Genomic DNA, 22366 nt, shown 5'->3' with positions numbered 1-22366 from the left:
ACTCCGGGGGAGGGCGCGGCGGGCGCGCCCTGGCGGATCGATCGGATGGGCGCGCCTGGCGCGCCGGGGTTCAGGGCTGCTGTCGAGTGATGGTCAGCTGCTCGGGCGCTGGGCCAGCGTGCGCTCGACCACCTGCGGTTTCATCGCCTCGCTGATCGCGCGGTTCTGCTGCCTCAGCATGGCCAGCGTCTCGGCGTCGGCCATGGGCACGGATTCCGGCTGCACCGGGCTGCCCGGGCGCACCCGCTGCAGGCCGTTGACCACGATGCGCTCGCCCTTGGCCAGGCCGCTGCGCACGATGCGCAGGCCCTCGAGCTTGGGCCCGAGCTCCACCGGCCGGTAGGCCACGGTGTCGTCCTCGGCCAGGACCAGGACGAACTTCTTGCCCAGGTCCGTGCCGACCGCCACGTCCTTGATCAACACCGCGTCGTAGGTGGCGCTGCCGACCAGCTTGAGCCGCGCATAGAGCCCTGGGGTGAAGCTGCCGTCGCGGTTGTCGAACACCGCCCGGCCGCGGATGGTGCCGGTGCGCGGATCGACCTGGTTGTCGACGAAGTCCATGCGGCCCAGGTGCGGATGACCGTCCTCGCTGGACAGCCCGAGGTACACCGGTGTCGCCTCGCCACGCGCGCCCTCGCGGGCCAGCTCGCGGTACTTCAGGTAGGTGCGCTCGTCGGCCTCGAAGTAGGCGTAGACCTTGTCGGTGGAGACCAGCGTAGTCAGCAGCGCCTCGCCAGCGTTGACCAGGTTGCCGGCGGTGATCAGCGCACGGCCGGCGCGGCCGTCGATCGGCGCAGTGACGCGAGTGAAGGACAGGTCCAGCTGCGCCCTGTCGAGCTGCGCCTGGATCGCCGCGACCGCCGAGCGTGCTTCGCTGGCGGCGCTGATGCGGGCATCGGCCAGTTCGGCGGAAATGGCGTTTTTCTGCCGCAGACGCTCGCCGCGCTCGGCCTCGGCGACGGTGCGCTGCTGGGTGGCGCGCGCCTGTTGCAGCTGTGCCTGAAGGCGCTTGACCTCGGCCTGGAACGGGCGCGGGTCGATCTGGAACAGGAGGTCGCCTTTCTTTACCAGGGCGCCTTCCTCGAAGGCCACCTGGTCGATGAAACCGGAGACGCGCGGGCGGATTTCAACCGATTCCGGCGCTTCCAGGCGGCCGGTGAGCTCGTCCCACTCGGTCACTCGCTGCTCGATCACTTCGGCGACACTGACGGCCGGCGGCGGCATCCCTGACTGGGTGGCCTCCGGCGCCTTGCCACAGGCGGCCGTGATGACGACCGCCAAGGCTATAAGGGGAAAACGCAAGGCGTTGAGGGAACGTTCCATGCTTGACTCCGCAAGTCGGGTTTTATCGAGGTTGTGGAGTCTGCGCGGCTGCCCCGTCCGGCGGAAATCGAATGGGGCGAAGGTGAATATCATTGCCGATGATGATTGCGCATCGATCATCAGCAGCAGGCAATAACGGTAGGGTGGAAAACGACCGCCAGGTCTTTTCCACCGATTCGCGCGTCGATCGGCTGCGTCAGCAGGCGGTCAGGGCACTGGGCAGTGAAGTCGAGAAAGGCGTGACGGCGTGCTGGGCGGGAATACGCGTGGAAAAGGCTGCGCCGTTTTCCACCCTACAGGCTGTCCGGATCGCCGACGAACATCTGGATGCGCGAGCGCAACCAGCGCTCGGCGGGGTCGTTGTCCTGGGCGCCGCGCCAGGCCATGGAGAGTTCGAAGTCCTGGCTGGTCTCGAAGGGCAGCGGCTCGGCGCGCACGCCGCCGTTGGCGGCCAGGGCGGCGGCCGCGTAGTCGGGCACCGTGGCGATGATGTCGGTGCCGGCGAGCAGGCTGGCCAGGCCGTTGAACTGCGGCACCGCCAGCACCACCTTGCGCTTGCAGCCATGCAGCGCCAGCTCCTCGTCGATGTAGCCGTTGAGGTCGCCGGCGAAGGACACCATCGCGTGCGGCCGGGCGCAGTAGTCCTCCATGCTGATGCGCCCGGGAATGCTGTCGGCGCGCAGCAGCATCGGCTTGGGCCGGCGCAGCACCTTGCGCTTGGCGTTGGCTGGCAGCTCCTCGGTGTAGCAGACGCCCACGGAAATCTCGCCCGAGGCCAGCAGCCCGGGCATCAGCAGGTAATTGGCGCGGCGCACCACCAGCACCACGTCCGGTGCCTCGGCGCGCAGGCGGCGCAGCAGCGGCGGCAGCAGGGCGAATTCCACCTCGTCGGTCAGGCCGATGCGAAACACCTGGGTGCTGGTCGCCGGGTCGAAGGTCGAGGCGCGGCTGACCGCCGTGGAAATCGAGTCGAGCGCCGGCGACAGCAACTGCGCGATTTCCTGCGCGCGGGCGGTGGGCTCCATGCTCCGCCCGGTGCGCACGAACAGTGGATCGTCGAACAGCGTGCGCAGCCGTGCCAGCGCGGCGCTGATCGCCGGCTGGCCGAGGAACAGCTTTTCCGCGGCGCGGGTGACGCTGCGCTCATGCATCAGCGTTTCGAAGACGATCAGCAGGTTGAGGTCGACGCGGCGAAGGTCGTTGCGATTCATGCCTGGTTCACTTCGGGCCTGGGGCCGGACGAAAGGTGCCCGGCGCTGGAGGTGATCTGCATTCTAGACAGCTTCGCCTGACGGCGGCATGCCCAATTCCGCTTGCAAACTGCACAAACCTGCAATGGGGCCGGCGCGGATACATACGGTTGTCCATCATTCCCGTGCATGGCAACTATCGACCGGAATCCATGCTGCTGGCTGGAGTTGTGACGATACTGACGATAGAGTCCGTTTGCACAGTAGTAAGGCGAGGAGTCGCCATGTCCCGCATCATCCGTTTTCACCACTTCGGCCTGGCCGATGTGCTGCGTTATGAAGAACGCACGATACCCGTTCCTGGCCCCGGCGAGGTGCTCATCGACGTGCACGCCATCGGCGTCAGCTGGAACGACGTGCTCTGGCGGCAGGACCTGGCGCCGCGGCATGCGCGCCTGCCGGCCGGGCTCGGCAGCGAGGTGGCGGGTGAAGTGCTGGCGGTGGGCGAGGGCGTCCAGGGTTTCGACGTCGGCGATCGGGTAGCCGGCTTTCCGGCGCACGACCCGAACCAGTATCCGCTGTACGCCGAGCATGCGCTGCTGCCGCAGCAGGCACTGGTGCATTACCCGGACATGCTCAGCGCCAGCGAGGCGGCGATCCACTACACGCCGATGCTGGTGAGTTATTTCGCGCTGGTCGAACTGGCGCAGCTGGAGCCCGGCCAGTACGTGCTGATCAACCAGGCGGCGCACTGCACCGGCCCGGCGGCGGTACAGCTGACCCGGGCGTTGGGTGGGCGGGTCATCGCCACCTGCGATACCGCGGCCGATCGCGACTATCTGCGCGAACTGGGCGCGGATACGGTGATCGTCAGCGAGGAAGAGGATCTGGTTGGCCGCCTGCAGAAGATCACCGAGGGCCGTGGTGTCGAGGTGGTGCTCGATGCCTGCGGCGGTTCGCAGATGAAACTGCTGGGCGACGTGATGGCGCCGCGGGGCAAGCTGATCCTGTATGGCATGAACGGTGGCAACGAGACGGCTCTTCCGGTCTGTGCGGCGTTCAAGAAGAACTTCAAGTTCTTCCTGCATTGCCTGTGCGACTTCACCGGCCAGCCGGAGCTTGGCATCGAGCAGAATCGCGAAGCGGTGGAGCGGGCGCTGCAGCATATCAACCAACTGACGGCCGACCGCCTGATCAAGCCGCAGGTCGATCGCGAATTCCGCTTCGAGCAGGTCGTCGAAGCCCACGAATACGTGGAAAGCGGCATCCCGCGCGGCCGGGTCGTGCTGACCCTGGAGTGATGCCCCGAGGCGTTCGCCAAGCCCCTCTCATCGCGCCATAGAAACTTTTCCCGCGCCCTCCAAGTCCTCCGAAGACAGGTTATCTACCTTGACGGAGGATTCTTGCATGGCCGACGACAACCAGACCCTGCCGCCCCAGGAGCAGGCCGAACCCGGCAAGGAAGGGCTGATGCACCCGCGACCGGCGTATCGCGGCGAGGCCTACAAGGCCGCCGGCAAGCTCGAAGGCAAGGTCGCCATCATCACCGGCGGCGACAGCGGTATCGGCCGCTCCGTGGCGGTGCTGTTCGCCCGCGAGGGTGCCGACGTGGCCATCCTCTATCTCGACCAGCACCAGGATGCCGAGCAGACGCGCAAGGAAGTGGAGCAGCACGGCCGGCGCTGCCTGACCTTCGCCGGCGACGTCGCCGAGCGCGATGTCTGCCGCAAGGTCGTCGACGAGACGCTGGCGCAGTTCGGCAGGCTCGACATCCTGATCAACAACGCCGCCGAGCAGCATCTGCGTGAGCGCTTCGAGGACATTCCGCCGGAGCAATGGGAAAAGACCTTCCGCACCAACATCTTCGGCATGTTCCAGATGACCCAGGTGGCGCTGCCGCACCTGCAGGAGGGCGCGGCCATCGTCAACACCACCTCGGTGACCGCCTACAAGGGCAACCCGATGCTGATCGACTATTCCTCGACCAAGGGCGCCATCGTCGGCTTCACCCGGGCGCTGGCGATGCACCTGGCCGAGCGCGGCATCCGCGTCAACGGCGTGGCGCCGGGGCCGATCTGGACGCCGTTGATCCCATCCACCTTCGATGCCGACAAGGTGGCCGAATTCGGCGCCAACGTGCCGATGAAGCGCCCCGGCCAACCCGAGGAGGTGGCGCCGGCCTACGTCTACCTGGCCAGCAGCGATGCGGCCTATGTCAGCGGCCAGGTGCTGCACGTCAACGGCGGCACGGTGGTCAACGGCTGAGCGCCCGCCGCAACCCATGCTGGAGAACGACCATGCCCCGCACGATCTGGAAAGGTGCCGTCAGTTTCGGCCTGGTACACATCCCGGTGGCGCTGGTGCCGGCCACCACCCGCCAGGGCATCGACTTCGACTGGCTGGACAAGCGCAGCATGGACCGGGTCGGCTACAAGCGCATCAACAAGACCACCGGCAAGGAAATCGACAGCGAGAACATCGTCAAGGGCGTCGAGTACGAGAAGGGCCACTACATCGTGCTCAGCGACGAGGAGATCAAGGCCGCGCATCCCAAGGCGACGCAGACCGTCGATATCGTCGCCTTCGTCGATGCCAGGGACATTTCCTTTCTCTACATCGACACGCCGTACTACCTGACGCCCGACCGCCGTGGCGAAAAGGTCTATGCGCTGTTGCGCGAAACCCTGGTGCGCACCGGCAAGGTCGGCATCGCCAACGTCGTGTTGCGCAACAAGCAGCACCTCGCGGTGGTGATGCCGCTGGGCAAGGCGCTGGTGATGAACACCCTGCGCTGGGCCGACGAGGTGCGCGGGGTCGATTACCTCGGCCTGAAGGACGAGGCGCTCGATCCCGACCTGGCCGAGCGCGAGCTGGACATGGCCCGGCGCCTGGTCGAGGACATGAGCGAGAAGTGGAAGCCGGAGCAGTACAAGGACACCTTCCAAGACCAGATCATGGCATTGGTCGAGCAGAAGGCACACGAAGGCAAGCTCGAAGCGGTTGGCGGGCCGGAGGAGGCGCTGGATCGCCGCTCGGCAGACGTCATCGACCTCACCGAGCTGCTCAAGCGCAGCCTCGCGGCCAAGCCGGGCAAGGCCCGCACGGCGAGCGAGGAGGACGAAGCCGACGAGGCGGAAAAGCCCGCCGCCAAGGGCAAGACGGCCGGCAAGGCCAAGACGGGCAAGAGCACCGCTTCGCGAACGCGCAAGACGCCAGCGGGTGGCGGCAAATCGAGCAAGAAGGCCAGCTGATCGGGGTTCCCCATGCCTGCACAGCGCAAGAGCGGCAGCCGGCCGCCGGTGGGCGGTATCGGCATCAGCAATCCGCAGCGGGTGATCGATGCGGCCAGCGGTGCGACCAAGCTGGCGCTCGCCGAATACTACCTGTCGGTCGCCGACTGGCTGGTGCCACAGCTTGCCGGCCGGCCGCTGTCCATCGTCCGCGCGCCGGAGGGCGTCGCTGGCGAGCGCTTCTTCCAGCGCCATTGCGGCCGGCTGAAGATGCCACACATGCGCGCGCTACCGAAGGACCTCGATCCGGAGCATGCGCGGCTGATCCAGGCCGACGGCATCGCCGCGGTGATCGAGGCGGTGCAGATGGGTACCGTGGAATTCCACACCTGGAACGCCCGCAGCGACCGGATCGAGCGGCCCGACCGGGTGATCTTCGACCTCGACCCCGATCCGGCGCTGCCCTGGTCGAGCATGCTCGAGGCCACCGGCTTGACGCTGCAACTGCTCGATGCGCTGGGCCTGCAGGCCTTCCTCAAGACCAGTGGCGGGCGTGGCATGCACGTGGTGGTGCCGATCGATCGGCGGCATGGCTGGGAGCAGGTCCGCCAATTCGCCCGTGCCGTCACCGAGCGCCTGGCCCGGCAGACGCCAGCGCTGATCGTCGACAAGATGGGGCCGCAGAATCGTATCGGAAAAATCTTCGTCGACTACCTGCGCAACCAGAAGGGTGCCAGCACGGTGGCGGCCTACTCGGCCAGGGCCCGCCCGGGGCTGGCTGTCTCGGTGCCGATCGGCCACGACGAACTGGAACGGATCGAAGCCGCCGATCAATGGAACATCCACAACCTGCACGAACGCCTGGCCACACTGCCGGGCGATCCCTGGGCGCGCTACGGCGCGACCCGGCAGGGCATCGGCCAGGCGTTGCTCAGGCGTTTGCGCGAAGCCTGACGGGATCGTCGTTCGCCCTCAGCTCTGCTGCTCCTCGTCGGTATCCGCCACGGTCTGGTTGCCGTAGGGCGCGCCGGGCTTGAACTCGTCGAGTTCTTCGGCGCAGGGCACCTGCGGTACGTCGCCGGGCTTGTCGTGGACGATCGGGTCGGGTTGGGGCACATCGGGGCGTGCATGGGGCATCGTCATCCTCCTGCCTGTCCGGGCAACCTGCGGAGTATCGGCTAAGGTTCTGGATTGAGAGGGGACATGCAGGCTTAGTTCCAGCCTGCCGTCGCCTGCGATCGAGTAGGCGACGGCCGGATGCGTCCGTCCAGCGGCATCGCGAGCGACGAAAAGCCACATGTCGCCGCGCCTGCAGCACTCGGGTATCCGGCCGCACGGGCCGCTCCGCGGCTGAACTTTCCCCGGCCTGCTGGCTCGGAAGAAAGAGCCCGATCAAAGCCTCGCCGGGGGGCCGACGACCACCTGAGCCGCATGTTCGACGCCTCCGAAAACGGCCCGGGCAAACCGAGCCTTTTATGCCTGCGCTTCAGGAGCCTGTTCGATGAACGATGCACAGCCCCTTGCAACGATTCACCCTCGCCTCGAAGAAGCCCTGCAGATGCCCCGCATCGCCATCGAATCCACCCAGCCGGTGGTGGATGCCGGTCGTTTCGCGGCCAAGGCGATCATCGGCCAGCCGGTGGTGGTCAGCAGCAAGATCTTCGCCGATGGCCACGATCAGCTCGCCGCCGCGGTGTGCTGGCGCGAGCAGGGCGAAAGCGGCTGGCGGCGGGCACGGCTCAAGCTGCTTGGCAACGACGCCTGGCAAGGCCAGTTCACCCCGACCCAGGTCGCCAACCACGAGTTCATGATCGAGGCCTGGTGGGACGTGTTCGAAACCTACCGCTACGAGCTGTCGAAGAAGCATGCCGCCGGCGTGCCGGTCCAGCTCGAACTGCAGGAAGGCCGGCTGTTGCTGGAAAAGGCCGTCGCCCGCGCCCAGGGCGAAACACGGGCGATCCTCGACGACCTGCTGCACCGCCTGGGCTCGGCGCACCTGGATGACGAGCGGGTGTCGTTGCTGCTGGCGCAGGAGACGGCGGCAGCGATGGCCGCCGCCGATCCCCGCGAGCATTGCAGCCAGAGCCCGCTGTTCCCGCTGGACGTGGAGCGGCCACTGGCACAGTTCGCCAGCTGGTACGAGCTGTTCCCGCGCTCGGAGACCGACGACCCGAACCGCCACGGCACCTTCCGCGACGTGCACAAGCGCCTGCCGGCGATTCGCGACATGGGCTTCGACGTCCTCTACTTCCCGCCGATCCACCCGATCGGCCGCAAACACCGCAAGGGCCCGAACAACAGCCTGCAGGCCGGGCCGAACGATCCCGGCAGCCCCTACGCCATCGGCAGCGAGGAGGGTGGGCATGATGCCGTGCACCCGCAGCTGGGCACGCTGGAGGATTTCCGCGAGCTGGTCGCCGCCGCCGCCGAGCACGGCCTGGAGATCGCCCTGGATTTCGCCATCCAGTGTTCGCAGGACCATCCCTGGCTGACCGAACATCCCGGCTGGTTCTCCTGGCGCCCGGACGGCACCATCAAGTACGCCGAGAACCCACCCAAGAAATACCAGGACATCGTCAACGTCGACTTCTACGCCGACGACGCCAAGCCCGACCTCTGGCTGGCGCTGCGTGACGTGGTCTGGCACTGGGTGGAGCAGGGCGTGAAGATCTTCCGCGTCGACAACCCGCACACCAAGCCGCTGCCGTTCTGGGAATGGCTGATCGCCGACATCCGCGACCGCGACCGCGACGTGATGTTCCTCTCCGAGGCCTTCACCCGCCCGGCGATGATGGCCCGGCTGGGTAAGGTCGGCTTCAACCAGAGCTACACCTACTTCACCTGGCGCAACACCAAGGCCGAACTCAGCGAATACCTGGTCGAACTGAACGAGCCGCCGCTATGCGACTGCTACCGGCCGAACTTCTTCGTCAACACGCCGGACATCAACCCGTTCTTCCTGCAGGACTCCGGCCGCGCCGGCTTTCTCATCCGCGCCGCGCTGGCCACCATGGGCTCCGGGCTGTGGGGCATGTACTCGGGCTTCGAGCTGTGCGAGGCGGCGGGTATTCCCGGCAAGGAGGAGTACCTGGATTCGGAGAAATACCAGCTGCGGCCGCGCGACTACCACGCGCCGGGCAACATCATCGCCGAGATCGCCCAGCTCAATCGCATCCGCCGGCAGAACCCGGCGCTCCAGACCCATCTGGGCTTCAAGCCCTACCTGGCCTGGAACGACAACATCCTCTACTTCGGCAAGCGCACCGTGGACCTGAGCAACTTCATCCTGGTCGCCATCAGCCTCGATCCACACAACGCCCAGGAAGCGCATTTCGAACTGCCGCTATGGGAACTGGGGCTGCCGGATGACGCCCATACCCAGGGCGAGGACCTGATGAACGGCCATCGCTGGACCTGGTACGGCAAGACCCAGTGGATGCGCATCGAGCCCTGGCACCTGCCGTTCGGGATCTGGCGGCTGACAGCCCAGCAGGTCGATCCAGACCTGAAGTGATTTCTAGAATATAGGTATTTATTTAATAAATATCAGTTAGTTGAGAGAAATAAATAAAGTGCTTTCGAATAGCAGGCAAGCGATCTGAAGCCGCAAAACAGACGGAGCCCCGGCGCCGCAAAAGGAACGAAGAAATGGCAAAACCGCGCAAACCCGCCGCTTTCATCAAGGACCCGCTCTGGTACAAGGATGCGGTGGTCTACCAGGTTCACCTGAAGTCCTTCTTCGACTCCAACAACGATGGTGTCGGCGATTTCCCCGGGCTGATCGCCAAGCTCGACTACATCGCCGACCTCGGCGTGAACACTATCTGGCTGCTGCCGTTCTACCCCTCGCCACGGCGTGACGACGGCTACGACATCGCCGAGTACCGCGCCGTGCACCCGGACTACGGCACCATGGCCGATGCCCGGCGCTTCATCACCGAGGCGCACAAGCGCGGCCTGCGGGTGATCACCGAGCTGGTCATCAACCACACCTCCGACCAGCATCCCTGGTTCCAGCGTGCGCGCAAGGCGAAGAAGGGCTCGGCGGCGCGCAACTTCTACGTCTGGTCCGACACCGACGACAAGTACCAGGGCACGCGGATCATCTTCCTCGACACCGAGAAGTCCAACTGGACCTGGGACCCGGTGGCCCAGCAGTATTTCTGGCACCGTTTCTACTCGCACCAGCCGGACCTCAACTTCGACAACCCGCAGGTGATGAAGGCGGTGCTCAGCGTGATGCGCTACTGGCTCGACCTCGGCATCGACGGCCTGCGCCTGGACGCCATTCCGTACCTGGTGGAGCGCGACGGCACCAACAACGAGAACCTGCCCGAGACCCACGCGGTGCTCAAGGCGATCCGCGCCGAGATCGACGCCAACTACCCGGACCGCATGCTGCTGGCCGAGGCCAACCAGTGGCCGGAGGACACCCAGCTGTATTTCGGCGGCGAGGACGGCGGGCCGGGCGACGAGTGCCACATGGCCTTCCACTTCCCGCTGATGCCGCGCATGTACATGGCCATCGCCCAGGAGGACCGCTTCCCGATCACCGACATCCTGCGCCAGACGCCGGACATCCCGGACAACTGCCAGTGGGCAATCTTCCTGCGCAACCACGACGAACTGACGCTGGAGATGGTGACCGACCGCGAGCGCGACTACCTGTGGAACTACTACGCCTCGGACACCCGCGCGCGCATCAACCTGGGTATCCGCCGCCGCCTGGCGCCGCTGCTGGAACGCGACCGTCGGCGCATCGAACTGCTCAACAGCCTGCTGCTGTCGATGCCGGGCACGCCGGTGATCTACTACGGCGACGAGATAGGCATGGGCGACAACATCTTCCTCGGCGACCGCGACGGCGTGCGCACGCCGATGCAGTGGTCGGTGGACCGCAACGGCGGTTTCTCCCGCGCCGATCCGCCGAACCTGGTGCTGCCGCCGATCATGGACCCGCTCTACGGCTACTACACCATCAACGTCGAGGCCCAGCAGCGCGATCCGCATTCGCTGCTCAACTGGACCCGGCGCATGCTCGCCATCCGCAAGCAGTTCAAGGCCTTCGGCCGCGGCACGCTGAAAATGCTGGCGCCGAGCAACCGGCGGATTCTCGCCTACCTGCGCGAATTCACCGGGCCCACCGGCGAGACCGAGATCGTCTTCTGCGTGGCCAACGTCTCGCGCTCGGCCCAGGCGGCGGAGCTGGAGCTGTCGCACCATGCCGGCATGGTGCCGGTGGAGATGGTCGGCGGCAGCGCCTTCCCCCCCATCGGCCAGTTGCCGTACCTGCTGACCTTGCCGCCGTACGGCTTCTACTGGTTCCAGCTGGCGCCGACCAACCAGATGCCCAGTTGGCACCAGGAACCGGTGGAAACCATGCCGGACTTCCAGACTTTGGTGCTCAAGCGCTTGGATACGCTCAACGCCGCCTGCAAGCGTATCCTGGAGAGCGATGCGCTGCCGGCCTACCTACCCAAGCGGCGCTGGTTCGCGGCCAAGGACGTGCCCATCGAGTCGATCCGGATCTGCTACAGCGTGCCCTTCGGCGACCCGCAGCGGCCGGTGCTGCTCTGCGAGCTATGCGTCGAGTCGGCCGGGCGCAGCGACCTCTACCAGCTGCCGCTGGGCTTCCTCGACGAGGCCGACTTCGGCACCGCGCTGCCGCAGCAGCTGGCCCTGGCGCGGGTGCGGCGCGGCCCGCGGGTCGGCCTGATGACCGACGCCTTCGCCCTCGAACAGTTCGTCACCGGAGTGATCCAGGGCCTGCGCGACGAGCTGGTGCTGCCGTGCAACGACGGCGAGATCCGCTTCGTGCCGATGCCGCAGCTCGCCGAGCTGCAACTGCCGGCCGAGATCGAGGTGCGCTATGTCTCGGCGGAGCAATCCAACAGCTCGGCGATCATCAACAACTCGGTGATGATCAAGATGCTCCGTCGCGTGGCAGCGGGCATCCACCCCGAACTGGAAATGGGCACCTTCCTCACCGAACGCGGTTTCGGCCATATCTCCGGCATGCTCGGCCAGGTCAGTCGGATCAACAGGCAGGGCGAACCGGTGGCCCTGATGGTGGTGCAGCACTACCTCGACAGCCAGGGCGATGCCTGGGAGTGGACGCTCAACACCCTCGACCGCGCGGTGCGCGACGAACTGGCTGGCGGCGTGTCGCTGCACGAGAACCAGTTCAGCGCCCTCGACGAGCTGGAGGCCTTCAACCGTCTGCTCGGCCAGCGCCTCGGCGAGATGCATATGCTGCTGGCCAGCGATACCGATGATCCGGCCTTCCGTCGCGAGAGCACGGACAAGAAGCAGACCACGGAATGGGCCGCAAGCGTCGCCGAGCAGCTGGACCAGGCGCTCCAGCGGCTCACCGAGCACCGCGGCGACCTCGAGCGCAAGGATGCCGCGGCCCTCGGCCAGCTTCTCGAACGTCGTACCGAGCTGCTCGCACAAGTGAAACGTCTGGCTGCTAGAACCCAGGGTGGACTGCGTACCCGCGTGCACGGCGACCTGCACCTGGGGCAGGTATTGGTGGTGCAGGGCGATGCCTATTTCATCGACTTCGAGGGCGAGCCCTCGCGGCCGCTGGACCAGCGGCGTGCCAAGCACAGCCCGTTCAAGGATGTTTCCGGCCTGCTGCGCTCCTTCGAGTACGCCGCGGCCATGACCATCCGCGGTGCGCAGGTCAGCGACAGCTCCGCCGAGGCCGACCTGGCGCGGCAGAACATCGCCGCCAATTATCGGCAGAGCGCGCATGGGGTCTTCCTCCAGGCCTATCGCGAGGCGGCCGCCGGGTTGCCACATGCCTGGCGCGACGAGAATGGCGCGAATGCTGCACTGCTGTTGTTCAGCCTGGAGAAATGCGCGTATGAAATCGTCTACGAGGCAGAGAACCGCCCGGCCTGGCTGGTTGTCCCGCTGCAGGGGCTGCTGAGCCTGACCCAACAGCTTTTCGATGGAGGCTCCAATGACTGACCGCCCGGTTCTGACGACGCCCGGGGAAAACCTGCTGCCCAGCGATGCCGAGGTCGACGCGCTGGTGCGAGCCGAGCATGGCGACCCGTTTTCCATTCTCGGCCCGCACCCCGACGGTGACGGTATGGTGGTGCGCGCCTACCTGCCCAACGCGCTCGGCGCCGAGGTTCTGGAGCGCAGCAGCGGCCGGGTACTGGCGGCGATGGAGCAGGGCCAGGTACCGGGCTTCTTCTTCGCCCGCCTGAGCAACCTGCAGCCCTATCTGCTGAAGATCCGCTGGGCCGGGGGCGAGCAGATCACCGAAGATCCCTACAGCTTCGGCCCCCAGCTGGGCGAGCTGGACATGCACCTGTTCTCCGAAGGCAATCACCGCGAGATCGGCCGGGTGTTCGGCTCGCAGGTCATGGAGGTCGATGGGGTGCAGGGCGTGCGCTTCGCCGTCTGGGCACCGAATGCGCGGCGCGTCTCGGTGGTCGGCAGCTTCAACGGCTGGGATGGCCGGCGGCACCCGATGCGCCTGCGCTTTCCCTCCGGCGTATGGGAACTGTTCATCCCGCGGTTGCAGCCGGGAGACATCTATAAATACGAGATTCTCGGCCCGCACGGCATCCTGCCGCTCAAGGCCGACCCCATCGCGCTGGCCACCGAGCACCCGCCGGGCACCGCTTCGGTGGTCGCGCGGCCGCTGGAGTACGAGTGGAAGGACCAGGCCTGGCTGCAACAACGCGCCGCGCGCCAGTCGTACCAGGCGCCAATGACCATCTACGAGCTGCATGCCGGCTCCTGGCGGCGCGAGGGCGGGGAAGGCGGGCGCCTGTACGACTGGCACGAGCTGGCCGAGCGGTTGATCCCCTACATCGTCGACCTGGGCTTCACCCATATCGAGCTGATGCCGATCATGGAGCACCCGTTCGGCGGTTCCTGGGGCTACCAATTGCTCTCGCAGTTCGCCCCCAGTGCCCGCTACGGCACGGCCCACGACTTCGCCGCGTTCGTCGATGCCTGCCACAACGCCGGCATCGGTGTGATCCTCGACTGGGTGCCGGCGCATTTCCCCACCGATGCCCATGGCCTCGGCGAATTCGACGGCACGGCGCTGTACGAGTACGCCCACCCGTTCGAGGGTTTCCACCAGGACTGGGACACCTACATCTACAACCTCGGTCGTACCGAGGTGCATGGCTTCATGCTGGCCTCGGCGCTGCACTGGCTGCGCGAGTTCCATGTCGACGCGCTGCGCGTGGATGCGGTGGCCTCGATGCTCTACCGCGACTACTCGCGCAACGAGGGTGAGTGGATTCCCAACCGCCACGGCGGGCGCGAAAACCTCGAGGCGATCGATTTCCTCCAGCACCTGAACGACGTGGTGGCCACCGAGACGCCCGGCGCGCTGGTGATCGCCGAGGAGTCCACGGCCTTCCCGGGGGTGAGCAAGCCGACCCGCGACGGCGGACTGGGCTTCTCCTACAAATGGAACATGGGCTGGATGCACGACACGCTCAAGTACATCCACGAGGACCCGATCCACCGCCAGTACCACCACGACAAGATGACCTTCGGCCTGATCTATGCCTTCTCCGAGCATTTCGTGCTGCCGATCTCGCATGACGAGGTGGTGCACGGCAAGGGCTCGCTGATCGACAAGATGCCCGGCGACCGCTGGCAGAAATTCGCCAACCTGCGCGCCTACCTGTCGTTCATGTGGACGCATCCGGGCAAGAAGCTGCTGTTCATGGGCAGCGAGTTCGGCCAGTGGCGCGAATGGAGCCACGACCGCGAGCTGGACTGGTATCTACTCGACGAGCCGGACCATCGCGGCGTGCAGAATCTGGTGCGCGATCTCAACCGCCTGTATGGCCAGGAGCCCGCGCTGCACGAGCTGGACAGCGATCCGCGGGGTTTCCAGTGGCTGATCGGCGACGACCGCGCCAACAGCGTGTTCGCCTGGCTGCGCAAGAGCTCGACCGGGCATCCGTTGCTGGTGGTGGGCAACTTCACCCCGGTGGTGCGCGAGGGCTACCGCATCGGCGTGCCGGTGGATGCCAGGTGGCTGGAAGTGTTCAACAGCGATGCCGAATGCTACGGCGGCTCGAATACCGGCAACGGCGGCGGCATGCTCGCCGAACCCATCGTCAGCCACGGCGAGAAGTTCTCGCTCCTGCTGACGCTGCCGCCGCTGGGCGTGCTGGTGTTGCGGCCGCAGGTGTAGCAGCACTGAGCATGCTGTAGCCGGCTTGCCGGCGATCATCGGCGTTGCGGCGGATCGCCCGCAAGCGGGCTCCTACGAGCCCCAGGGGCTTCCCGCTTGGTGCTCCGCGAGGGCTACGCCCCACGCGGCGCCTGGGGCTGGTTGCCGTTGTGGCGCAGCTTCTTGGCCCGCGCTTCCAGTGCCACGTACAGCAGCGTGGCCAACAGCAGGGGAATCAGGAAGTAGACCACCCGGTAACCGATCAGGCCGCCGACGATGGCGGCCTTGCTCATCTCGTCGGCCAGCATGGCGACGAATACCGCCTCGATCACGCCGAGCCCGGCGGGAATATGGGTGACCACGCCGGCGATGCTGCTGATCATCAGGATGCCCAGCACCTCGGGGTAGGCGGCCTGCCGGGAGAGCATGAAATAGACCACCAGGGCCATCAGCGCCCAGTTCGCCGCGCCCAGCAGCATCTGCACCAGCGCCATCCGCAGCGAGGGCAGGTGGATCTCGTGCCTGCGCACCGTCCAGTAGCGCCGCCTGGAGAAGCCGCACAAGCCGAGGTACACCAGGCATGCCAGCAGCAGTCCGGCGCCCAGCACGCGCAGTGCGGTGAAACCGATCTCCCAGCTCGCCGGCGGCTTTATCCAGCCCATGACGAAGATCAGCCCGGCCAGCCACATGTAGCCCAGCCAGTTGGTCAGCAGGCTCATGGTGAATACCCGGGTGATCTGCGACGGGCGCAGCCCCAGCCGGGAGTAGAGGCGAAAGCGCAGCGCGATGCCGCCGACCCAGGCGCTCAGGTTCAGGTTGAAGGCATAGCAGACGAAGGTCACCGGCAGGATCTGCCGCACCGGCAGGTGGTGGCGGGCGTAGCCCTTGCCCAGGACGTCGAAGAAGCAGTACACGGCGTAGCTGCCGAATGCCGCCGCGCCGGCCATCCACAGCGTTTCGGCGCGGTAGTTGCGCAGCGTGGCGTAGACCTCCTGCCAGTCCAGGTTGCGTGCCAGGCCGATCAACAGGCCGGCCACCAACGCGAAGAACACGTAGGTGAGGATTTTCTTGATCAGCGGCCAGCGCCGCTGCCATCTGCCCTGCGCCTTGGCTTCGCTCGGCTGGCTCATCGTTGTTCTCGCTGCATGGGTGAGGGGGCCGGGTCCATGGGCGGGGCATCCGGGTCGAGCAGTTCGAGCCGCGGCCGGTGGCTGGGGAACAGTTCCACCAGGCCGGGGAAATGCCGCAGGAAGTGGAAGATCAGGAATGCCAGCGGCGCCCGCCACCAGAAGCCGCGGATGATGCGTTCCAGCGGGATGCGCCGGCAGTCGGTCTGCAACAGGTAGTCGAGCCGCTCGTGCAGATGGCGATTGAACACGTGGTCGCGGATGATCAGGTTGGCTTCCAGGTTGAGCGACAGGCTCAGCGGATCGAGGTTGCTCGAGCCCACGGTCGACCATTCGTAGTCGGCCAGGGCGACCTTGCCATGCAGCGGCCGGCGGCAGTATTCGTGGATCTCCACGCCGTCGCGCATGAGGTAGTTGTAGAGCATGCGCGCGCCGAACTTGGCGATCGGCATGTCCGGCTGGCCCTGGAGGATCAGGCGGACCCGCACGCCACGCCGCGCGGCATTGCGTATTTCCCGCAGCACGCGATAGCCGGGAAAGAAATAGGCGTTTGCAATCAATAACCTGGAGCGTGCATCTCGAATTGCCTGGAGGTAGTGCTGCTCGATGTCATTGCGGTGCTGGTCGTTGTCGCGGATGACGAACAGCGCCCGCGCCTCGCCGCGGCTGACACCACCGTAGCCCGGCGCCTGCGGCCAGGTCCGCCGCTGCCACCAGCGGCGCGTCGGTTTGTCCGGCGCGATCTGGCTCAGCGCGAAATGGTGCAGGTCGTGCACCACCGGGCCTTCCACTTGCAGGGCGTAGTCCTGCTTGGCGCCAGGGCCGAAATCGCCCAGGTGGTCGGCGGAGAAATTGATGCCGCCGATGAAGGCGATCTCACCATCGACGACGACGATCTTGCGGTGCATGCGGCGGAACACGTTGAGGCGGCGACCCATCAGGCGCTTACCGGGGTCGAACATGTGGATGCGGATGCCGGCATGGGTCATCTGTGCAACGAATTCGCCGTGCAGGTCGGCCGAGCCGTAGCCATCGACGGTGACGTCGATGCTGGCACCGTTCGCGGCAGCGGCGATGAGGGCCTTCTGCAATTCGATACCGACCTTGTCCTGGAACAGGATGAAGGTTTCCAGCAATACCTCTTTCTTGGCCTGGGCGATGGCCGTGAACACACGGGGAAAGAACTCTTCGCCGTTCTCCAGCAACTGAAGGCGATTTCCGTCTCTCCAGTGGAATTTCATAGGCGTATCTCCACCGCAAGGGGCAGATGATCGGACAAGTGCGTCCAGGGTTTGTTGCCGAGGATCTTCGCGCCGTGGCTGCTGGCATTGCGTATGTAGACGCGATCCAGGCGCAGCAGTGGCCAGCGCGCCGGGAAGGTCTTGGCCACCTGCCCCTGGGAGACGGCGAACGCTTCGTGCAGCCCCGCACAGCGGTCCAGTGTGCGGGTGGCTTTCAGCCGCCAGTCGTTGAAGTCGCCGGCCACCACCACCGGCGCGCCTTCGGGAAGGGTGTCGAGCAGATCGCAGAGCAGTTCGAGCTGCTGCTGGCGGTGGGATTCGCGCAGCCCCAGGTGCACGCAGATCGCGTGGAATTCGTCGTGGCCGGGCACCTGCAGCACGCTGTGCAGCAGCCCGCGGCGTTCCGGCCCGGCGATGGAGATGTCCAGGTTCTCGTAGCGCAGGATGGGGAATTTCGACAGCAGTGCATTGCCGTGGTCGCCATCGGGATAGACCGCATTGCGCCCGTAGGCGAAGTCGGTCCAGATGCTGTCGGCGAGAAACTCGTACTGCGGCGCCGCCGGCCAGTTGTGAAAGCGCAGCGCGTGCTTCTCGTGGGTGCCGAGCACCTCCTGGAGGAACACCACGTCGGCCGCAACGCTGCGCACCGCCTCGCGCAGTTCCGGCAGGATGAAGCGGCGGTTGAAGGCGGTGAAGCCCTTGTGCGTGTTCACCGTGAGTATGCGCAGCGAGTTGACCGCGGTGGCCATGTGCGCATCGAGATCGGTGCTTTCGATGGGGTGGTCTTTATCCAGAGTCAAGCGAATGCTCCTTCTTGCAACTGGCCGGGCGTGGCCTGCAGGCCCTCGTCCAGCCCGAGCCGGCGCAGCAGCTGCCGCGCGTCGTAGGGCGCACGGACCTTCACGTCGTTGTCGAAATAGCAGTACACCTCGCGCGAACGGGCTGGCGACGCCGCGGACGCGGTGATCAGTTGGGCATCCTCGGGCTGCGAGCCGCCGCTCCACAGGCGAATGCGCCGGCACCAGCGTTCCAGGGCCTGGTCGGTATAGCCGCTGGTGTAGAGCTCTTCGGCGCCATGCAGGCGGATGTAGACGAAGTCGCTGGTCAGGTCCTCGCGGTAGGGCCACTTGCCGGCGGTATCGGCGACCACCAGCGCCACTCGGTACTGGCGCAGCAGCTCGATGAAGGCGGGGTCGACGAAGCTCGGGTTGCGGATCTCCACGGCATGGCGCATGGGGCGCTTGCGGTCGATGGCGAGATGGCTGCGGCCCTCCATGCGCACCTCGCAACCCTTGGCCATTTCCAGCGCGGCGGCGCTGTCGTGGGGCAGCAGGCGCAGGAAGTTCTCGAACAGCGCGGGGTCGAAGCGGAAAGAGGGCGGGAACTGCCAGAGGATCGGCCCGAGTTTTTCCTTGAGCAGGAACAGGCCCGAGGCGAAGAAGTTGGCGATCGGTTTCTCCACCTCGCGCAGACGCAGGATATGGGTGACGTAGCGCGGCGCCTTGACGCTGAAGACGAAGCCGTCCGGGGTATCGGCGTACCAGTCGGCGTAACGCTCGGGCGTCTGCAGCGCGTAGAACGAGCCGTTGATCTCGATGCTGTTCACCGCCCGCGAGGCGAAGCGCAGCTCGTTTTTCTGCGCCAGCCCCTTGGGATAGAAGTCACCTCGCCATGGTGCGTAACGCCAGCCGGATATGCCGATATGGATGGCGGCCATCGTTCACCTATTCACCTGCTAGCTGGGACTCTGCATCGAGGTCGGATCGCTGGCCGGGAAGGTATCGGCGACCGCATCGTCCACCACCGTTTCCTCGCTGCCACGGCCGTCACGCCGCTGTGGCTGGAGCTCGACCTTGATCCAGCCGTTCTCGCGCCGATCGAACGCCTCGAAGGCGGCGATCGCGTCGCTCATCGGCTTGATCTGGGTGAGGATCTTCGCCGGATCGATGCGCCGCGCCTGGATCATCTCGATCAGCAGCGGGATGTACTTGCGGTGGTGGCAGTTGCCCATGTTGATGGTGATGTTCTTGTTCATCGCCAGGCCGATGGGGAAGGTCATCGCATCCGGCGGGTAGACGCCGATGATCGACAACGTGCCGGCCTTGGCGAGGCTCTGTACCGCCCACTCCAGCACTTGGGACGGCGCATCGCCGGGCTGCCAGAGGCCCCGGTGGAGGCTTTGGCGGTCGTCCGGTTTGCCGGCACAGCAGCCATGGTCGGCATCGATGCCCACGGCATCGATCACGCGGTCGACGCCGATGCCGCCGGTCAGGCGCTTGAGGGTGGCGACCGGGTCCTCGCGGCTGAAATTGATCACTTCCGCGCCCTGGTGCTGGGCCATGTGCAAGCGGTCGTTCAACTGGTCGATGGCGAACACCCGGCCGGCACCGAGCAGCTTGGCGCTGGCGATGGCGAACTGGCCGACCGGGCCGCAGCCGTACACCGCGACGGTATCGCCACTGCCGACCTCGGCCATCTCGGCCCCGAAGTAGCCGGTGGGGAAGATATCGGAAAGCAGGATCGCCTGATCGTCGCTGACCTCCGGGGGCAACTTGACCAGGCCGATGTTGGCAAAAGGCACGCGTGCCTTCTCGGCCTGCAGCCCATGGAACGGGCCGGTGGCCGACGGCCCGCCGTAGAAGGCGGTGCCGGCCTCCTTGCCATTGGGGTTGGCGCCGTCGCACTGGGCGAAATAACCGGCGCGGCAGTAGGAGCAGTTGCCGCAGGCGATGGTGGACGGGATCACCACGCGATCGCCGATCTGCAGGTTGCGCACGTCGGGGCCAAGCTCCTCGACGATGCCCACGCCTTCATGGCCGAGAATGGTGCCGGGTTGCATGCCGCTGAAGGTGCCGCGTACGAAGTGCAGGTCGGTGCCGCAGATGGCCGAGGCGGTGATGCGCACGATGGCGTCGGTCGGCGCCTCGATGCGCGGCTCGGGCACATCGTCGAGGCGGATATCGCCAACGGCGTGGTAGACAACAGCTTTCATAACGACTCCATATCGCACCCCTTGATCGCACTAGGCGGTGTCAAGGGCGGGTGGTGGGTGGAGCTACAGTCCTGGTCGCTGTAGGAAATATCGAACGCGGGGCTTGTGCTACGGATTCGCCGGAACCGCGACGCAGCCGGACGTGAGGCGATTGGCACCGCGCTCACTTGTTCCGACTTTTTCCGGCTTTGGATGGTTCATCTTTTTTTGTCGCGGCAACGCTTCACGGCGGCGTCAGGCTCCATGGCAGCTCGCCGGAAAAGGCCTCGACCAGATAGTCGATCATCACCCGCACCTTGGCCGGCGGGCGCCGCTCGGGCGGGTAGACGGCATGGATGCCGCCGAGCGCTATGCAGGGCTGGTCCAGCTCCAGCGCCACCAGCTCGCCGCTGCGCAGCGCCGGGGCCACGATGAACTGCGGCTGGTAGATCACACCCTGGCCGCCCAGGGCCGCCGCCAGCAGCGCCGAACCGTTGTTGGCGACCAGATCACCGCTGATCGCGACGCGCACCTGCGCATCGCGGCCGAAGGCCCACTGCTTGCTGCCGACCAGCGTCGACAGGCTGTAGCCCAGGCAGTTGTGCTGGGCGAGGTCCGCTACGCGCCGCGGGACACCCCGTTCATCCAGGTAGCGCGGGGCCGCGCAGACCTGCATCGCACAATCGGCAAGGCGCCGGGCCTGCAGCGGGCTGTCCTCGAGCTGGCCGATGCGCACCGCCAGGTCCCAACCGCCGTCGAGCAGGTCGACCTGGCTGTCGGCCAGCCCCAGTTCCACCTTCACCGCCGGATGGCGCCGGCTGAAAGCCGGTAGCAGCGGGGCGATGTAGCGCGTACCGAAGGACAGCGGCGCATTCAGCCGCAACAGTCCGGTCGCCTCCACCCGTTGCGAGGCTATGCTGGCTTCGGCTTCGTCGATCTCCGGCAGGATGCGTTGGCAGGCCTCCAGATAACGGCTGCCGGCTTCGGTGAGGCTCAGGCGCCGGGTGCTGCGGTGAAACAGCTTCACCCCCAGTCGTGCTTCCAGCGCATCGACGTGCTTGGTCGCCATTGCCGGCGACATGCCCAGATGACGCGCCGCAGCCGAGAGACTGCCGGCGCTGGCCGCCCGGATGAATACACGCATGCTGGTGATGCGGTCGAGCATCTGGTTTCCTACCCTGGGTATGAAGTGTTCGCGATTATTGCCGGGTTCTCCCGGGCAGGAGTGTAATTCATGCTGTCGACACGTTCACTGCACGAGTAATGGGCCATGGCCACATCGAACACTTCATCCCTCGAACAGCGCATGCCGACCCTGTTCGTTCCGCATGGTGCGGGGCCGTGTTTCTTCATGGACTGGAACCCGCCAACCGCCTGGAACGCCATGGCCGAATTCCTCAAGGGCGTGGCCGCCAGCCTGCCGGCGAAGCCGAAGGCCATCGTGCTGGTATCCGGGCACTGGCTGCAGCCGTCATTCAGCGTCACCAGCGCTGCACGCCCGGGGCTGATCTACGACTACCATGGCTTTCCGCCGCATACCTACGAACTGCGCTATCCCGCGCCGGGGCAGCCGGAGCTGGCCCGGCACGTCACCGAGCTGCTTGGCCAGGCCTCGCTGGCGGCCCGCGAGGAGCCGCAGCGCGGGTTCGACCATGGCATGTTCATCCCGCTGAAGCTGATGTTCCCCGGCGCGGATATTCCGGTGGTGCAGCTGTCGCTGCGCAGCGATCTCGACCCACTCGCGCATATCGAGGCGGGCCGCGCGCTGGAACCCTTGCGGGACGAGGGCGTTCTGATCGTCGGCAGCGGAATGAGCTTCCACAACATGCGCGGCTACGGCGATCCACGTTTCGGGCCGATCTCCGACACCTTCGATCGCTGGCTGACCGCCGCGGTCGAGGCAGCCCCGGCAGAGCGCGATGACCGGCTGCGGCACTGGGAGCAGGCACCCGCGGCACGCCTCTGTCATCCTCCGCGCGCCGAGGAGCATCTGCTGCCGCTGCTGGTCGCTGCCGGAGCGGGCGCGACGTCGAGCGGTCGGAAGGTATTCGCCGATCGCGTTATGGAAACCACCTTGTCAGCCTATCGATTCGGCTGAACGAATACCCGACCAGGGCTGCG

At 66.2% G+C, this 22366-nt stretch carries 17 protein-coding genes; 8 read left to right on the top strand and 9 right to left on the bottom strand.

What is annotated here, in order from left to right; all coding sequences use genetic code 11:
- Positions 1-93: 93 nt before the first annotated feature.
- Both mexE and CXK94_RS18810 read right to left on the bottom strand, forming a co-directional pair.
- On the bottom strand, positions 94-1323 hold the full coding sequence (gene mexE / locus CXK94_RS18815) for a multidrug efflux RND transporter periplasmic adaptor subunit MexE (protein WP_102895452.1): 1230 nt from the start codon (positions 1321-1323) through the stop codon (positions 94-96).
- A gap of 293 nt (positions 1324-1616) precedes the next feature.
- Entirely contained in the window at positions 1617-2534 is a 918-nt protein-coding gene (locus CXK94_RS18810) for a LysR substrate-binding domain-containing protein (RefSeq protein WP_102895451.1), read from the bottom strand.
- Between the two features lie 263 nt (positions 2535-2797).
- On the opposite strand from CXK94_RS18810, the gene CXK94_RS18805 reads away from it, so the two are divergent.
- The 4 genes from CXK94_RS18805 to ligD all read left to right on the top strand — a co-directional run bounded on the left by CXK94_RS18805 (position 2798) and on the right by ligD (position 6697).
- On the top strand, positions 2798-3814 hold the full coding sequence (locus CXK94_RS18805; protein ID WP_037038111.1) for a zinc-dependent alcohol dehydrogenase family protein: 1017 nt from the start codon (positions 2798-2800) through the stop codon (positions 3812-3814).
- Positions 3815-3920: 106 nt separating this feature from the next.
- Positions 3921-4778, top strand: coding sequence for an SDR family oxidoreductase (locus CXK94_RS18800; protein ID WP_102895450.1), 858 nt, complete (start codon positions 3921-3923; stop codon positions 4776-4778).
- A 32-nt stretch (positions 4779-4810) separates the two neighbouring features.
- Entirely contained in the window at positions 4811-5764 is a 954-nt protein-coding gene (locus CXK94_RS18795) for a Ku protein (protein ID WP_102895449.1), read from the top strand.
- 12 nt (positions 5765-5776) lie between these two features.
- Entirely contained in the window at positions 5777-6697 is a 921-nt protein-coding gene (gene ligD / locus CXK94_RS18790; RefSeq protein WP_102895448.1) for a non-homologous end-joining DNA ligase, read from the top strand.
- 18 nt (positions 6698-6715) lie between these two features.
- Here ligD and CXK94_RS22485 read toward each other — a convergent pair whose 3' ends face one another.
- Positions 6716-6880: a hypothetical protein gene (locus CXK94_RS22485; RefSeq protein ID WP_164838424.1), complete on the bottom strand. Its 165-nt coding sequence runs from the start codon at positions 6878-6880 to the stop codon at positions 6716-6718.
- A gap of 364 nt (positions 6881-7244) precedes the next feature.
- Between CXK94_RS22485 and CXK94_RS18785 the strand changes: the two genes are divergently transcribed.
- From CXK94_RS18785 to glgB, 3 genes are all read left to right on the top strand, one after another.
- Positions 7245-9257 carry an alpha-1,4-glucan--maltose-1-phosphate maltosyltransferase gene (locus CXK94_RS18785; RefSeq protein WP_102895447.1) on the top strand — a complete coding sequence of 671 codons (2013 nt, stop codon included), beginning with the start codon at positions 7245-7247 and terminating at the stop codon, positions 9255-9257.
- 134 nt (positions 9258-9391) lie between these two features.
- Positions 9392-12718: a maltose alpha-D-glucosyltransferase gene (gene treS / locus CXK94_RS18780; RefSeq protein WP_102895446.1), complete on the top strand. Its 3327-nt coding sequence runs from the start codon at positions 9392-9394 to the stop codon at positions 12716-12718.
- A complete protein-coding gene (gene glgB / locus CXK94_RS18775; protein ID WP_102895445.1) occupies positions 12711-14927 on the top strand; it encodes a 1,4-alpha-glucan branching protein GlgB in 2217 nt (738 codons plus the stop codon). Before treS ends, glgB begins: the two co-directional genes overlap by 8 nt.
- Positions 14928-15040: 113 nt before the next feature.
- Here glgB and CXK94_RS18770 read toward each other — a convergent pair whose 3' ends face one another.
- The 6 genes from CXK94_RS18770 to CXK94_RS18745 all read right to left on the bottom strand — a co-directional run bounded on the left by CXK94_RS18770 (position 15041) and on the right by CXK94_RS18745 (position 21410).
- Positions 15041-16036, bottom strand: coding sequence for a lysylphosphatidylglycerol synthase domain-containing protein (locus tag CXK94_RS18770; protein WP_102895444.1), 996 nt, complete (start codon positions 16034-16036; stop codon positions 15041-15043).
- A complete protein-coding gene (clsB, locus tag CXK94_RS18765; RefSeq protein WP_037038102.1) occupies positions 16033-17274 on the bottom strand; it encodes a cardiolipin synthase ClsB in 1242 nt (413 codons plus the stop codon). The genes CXK94_RS18770 and clsB overlap by 4 nt, the downstream gene beginning before the upstream one ends.
- On the bottom strand, positions 17271-18074 hold the full coding sequence (locus tag CXK94_RS18760) for an endonuclease/exonuclease/phosphatase family protein (protein WP_102895443.1): 804 nt from the start codon (positions 18072-18074) through the stop codon (positions 17271-17273). The genes clsB and CXK94_RS18760 overlap by 4 nt, the downstream gene beginning before the upstream one ends.
- Positions 18071-18991, bottom strand: a complete 921-nt coding sequence (locus CXK94_RS18755) for a DUF72 domain-containing protein (RefSeq protein WP_102895442.1) — start codon at positions 18989-18991, stop codon at positions 18071-18073. Before CXK94_RS18755 ends, CXK94_RS18760 begins: the two co-directional genes overlap by 4 nt.
- An 18-nt stretch (positions 18992-19009) precedes the next feature.
- A complete protein-coding gene (locus CXK94_RS18750; protein WP_102895441.1) occupies positions 19010-20266 on the bottom strand; it encodes a zinc-dependent alcohol dehydrogenase in 1257 nt (418 codons plus the stop codon).
- A gap of 223 nt (positions 20267-20489) precedes the next feature.
- Positions 20490-21410, bottom strand: a complete 921-nt coding sequence (locus CXK94_RS18745; protein WP_102895440.1) for a LysR family transcriptional regulator — start codon at positions 21408-21410, stop codon at positions 20490-20492.
- Positions 21411-21515: 105 nt separating this feature from the next.
- On the opposite strand from CXK94_RS18745, the gene CXK94_RS18740 reads away from it, so the two are divergent.
- Complete coding sequence (locus CXK94_RS18740) at positions 21516-22343, top strand: DODA-type extradiol aromatic ring-opening family dioxygenase (protein WP_102895439.1); 828 nt, start codon at positions 21516-21518, stop codon at positions 22341-22343.
- The last annotated feature ends 23 nt before the right edge of the window (positions 22344-22366 follow it).

It is taken from the genome of Stutzerimonas stutzeri (genome assembly GCF_002890915.1).
GTDB classification, from domain to species: Bacteria; Pseudomonadota; Gammaproteobacteria; order Pseudomonadales; family Pseudomonadaceae; genus Stutzerimonas; species Stutzerimonas stutzeri_AF.
Note: the sequence above shows the minus strand (reverse complement) of the source record. Positions and strands in the feature narration are given on the sequence as shown.

What these genes read in the sequence shown, in the direction of transcription:
- CXK94_RS18805 (WP_037038111.1), top strand. Translation starts at nt 2,798, where the DNA reads ATGTCCCGCATCATCCGTTTTCACCACTTCGGCCTGGCCGATGTGCTG.
- CXK94_RS18800 (WP_102895450.1), top strand. Translation starts at nt 3,921, where the DNA reads ATGGCCGACGACAACCAGACCCTGCCGCCCCAGGAGCAGGCCGAACCC.
- CXK94_RS18755 (WP_102895442.1), bottom strand. Translation starts at nt 18,991, where the DNA reads ATGGCCGCCATCCATATCGGCATATCCGGCTGGCGTTACGCACCATGG.
- treS (WP_102895446.1), top strand. Translation starts at nt 9,392, where the DNA reads ATGGCAAAACCGCGCAAACCCGCCGCTTTCATCAAGGACCCGCTCTGG.
- mexE (WP_102895452.1), bottom strand. Translation starts at nt 1,323, where the DNA reads ATGGAACGTTCCCTCAACGCCTTGCGTTTTCCCCTTATAGCCTTGGCG.
- clsB (WP_037038102.1), bottom strand. Translation starts at nt 17,274, where the DNA reads ATGAAATTCCACTGGAGAGACGGAAATCGCCTTCAGTTGCTGGAGAAC.
- ligD (WP_102895448.1), top strand. Translation starts at nt 5,777, where the DNA reads ATGCCTGCACAGCGCAAGAGCGGCAGCCGGCCGCCGGTGGGCGGTATC.
- CXK94_RS18740 (WP_102895439.1), top strand. Translation starts at nt 21,516, where the DNA reads ATGGCCACATCGAACACTTCATCCCTCGAACAGCGCATGCCGACCCTG.
- CXK94_RS18770 (WP_102895444.1), bottom strand. Translation starts at nt 16,036, where the DNA reads ATGAGCCAGCCGAGCGAAGCCAAGGCGCAGGGCAGATGGCAGCGGCGC.
- CXK94_RS18810 (WP_102895451.1), bottom strand. Translation starts at nt 2,534, where the DNA reads ATGAATCGCAACGACCTTCGCCGCGTCGACCTCAACCTGCTGATCGTC.
- CXK94_RS18795 (WP_102895449.1), top strand. Translation starts at nt 4,811, where the DNA reads ATGCCCCGCACGATCTGGAAAGGTGCCGTCAGTTTCGGCCTGGTACAC.
- glgB (WP_102895445.1), top strand. Translation starts at nt 12,711, where the DNA reads ATGACTGACCGCCCGGTTCTGACGACGCCCGGGGAAAACCTGCTGCCC.
- CXK94_RS18785 (WP_102895447.1), top strand. Translation starts at nt 7,245, where the DNA reads ATGAACGATGCACAGCCCCTTGCAACGATTCACCCTCGCCTCGAAGAA.
- CXK94_RS18750 (WP_102895441.1), bottom strand. Translation starts at nt 20,266, where the DNA reads ATGAAAGCTGTTGTCTACCACGCCGTTGGCGATATCCGCCTCGACGAT.
- CXK94_RS18745 (WP_102895440.1), bottom strand. Translation starts at nt 21,410, where the DNA reads ATGCTCGACCGCATCACCAGCATGCGTGTATTCATCCGGGCGGCCAGC.
- CXK94_RS22485 (WP_164838424.1), bottom strand. Translation starts at nt 6,880, where the DNA reads ATGCCCCATGCACGCCCCGATGTGCCCCAACCCGACCCGATCGTCCAC.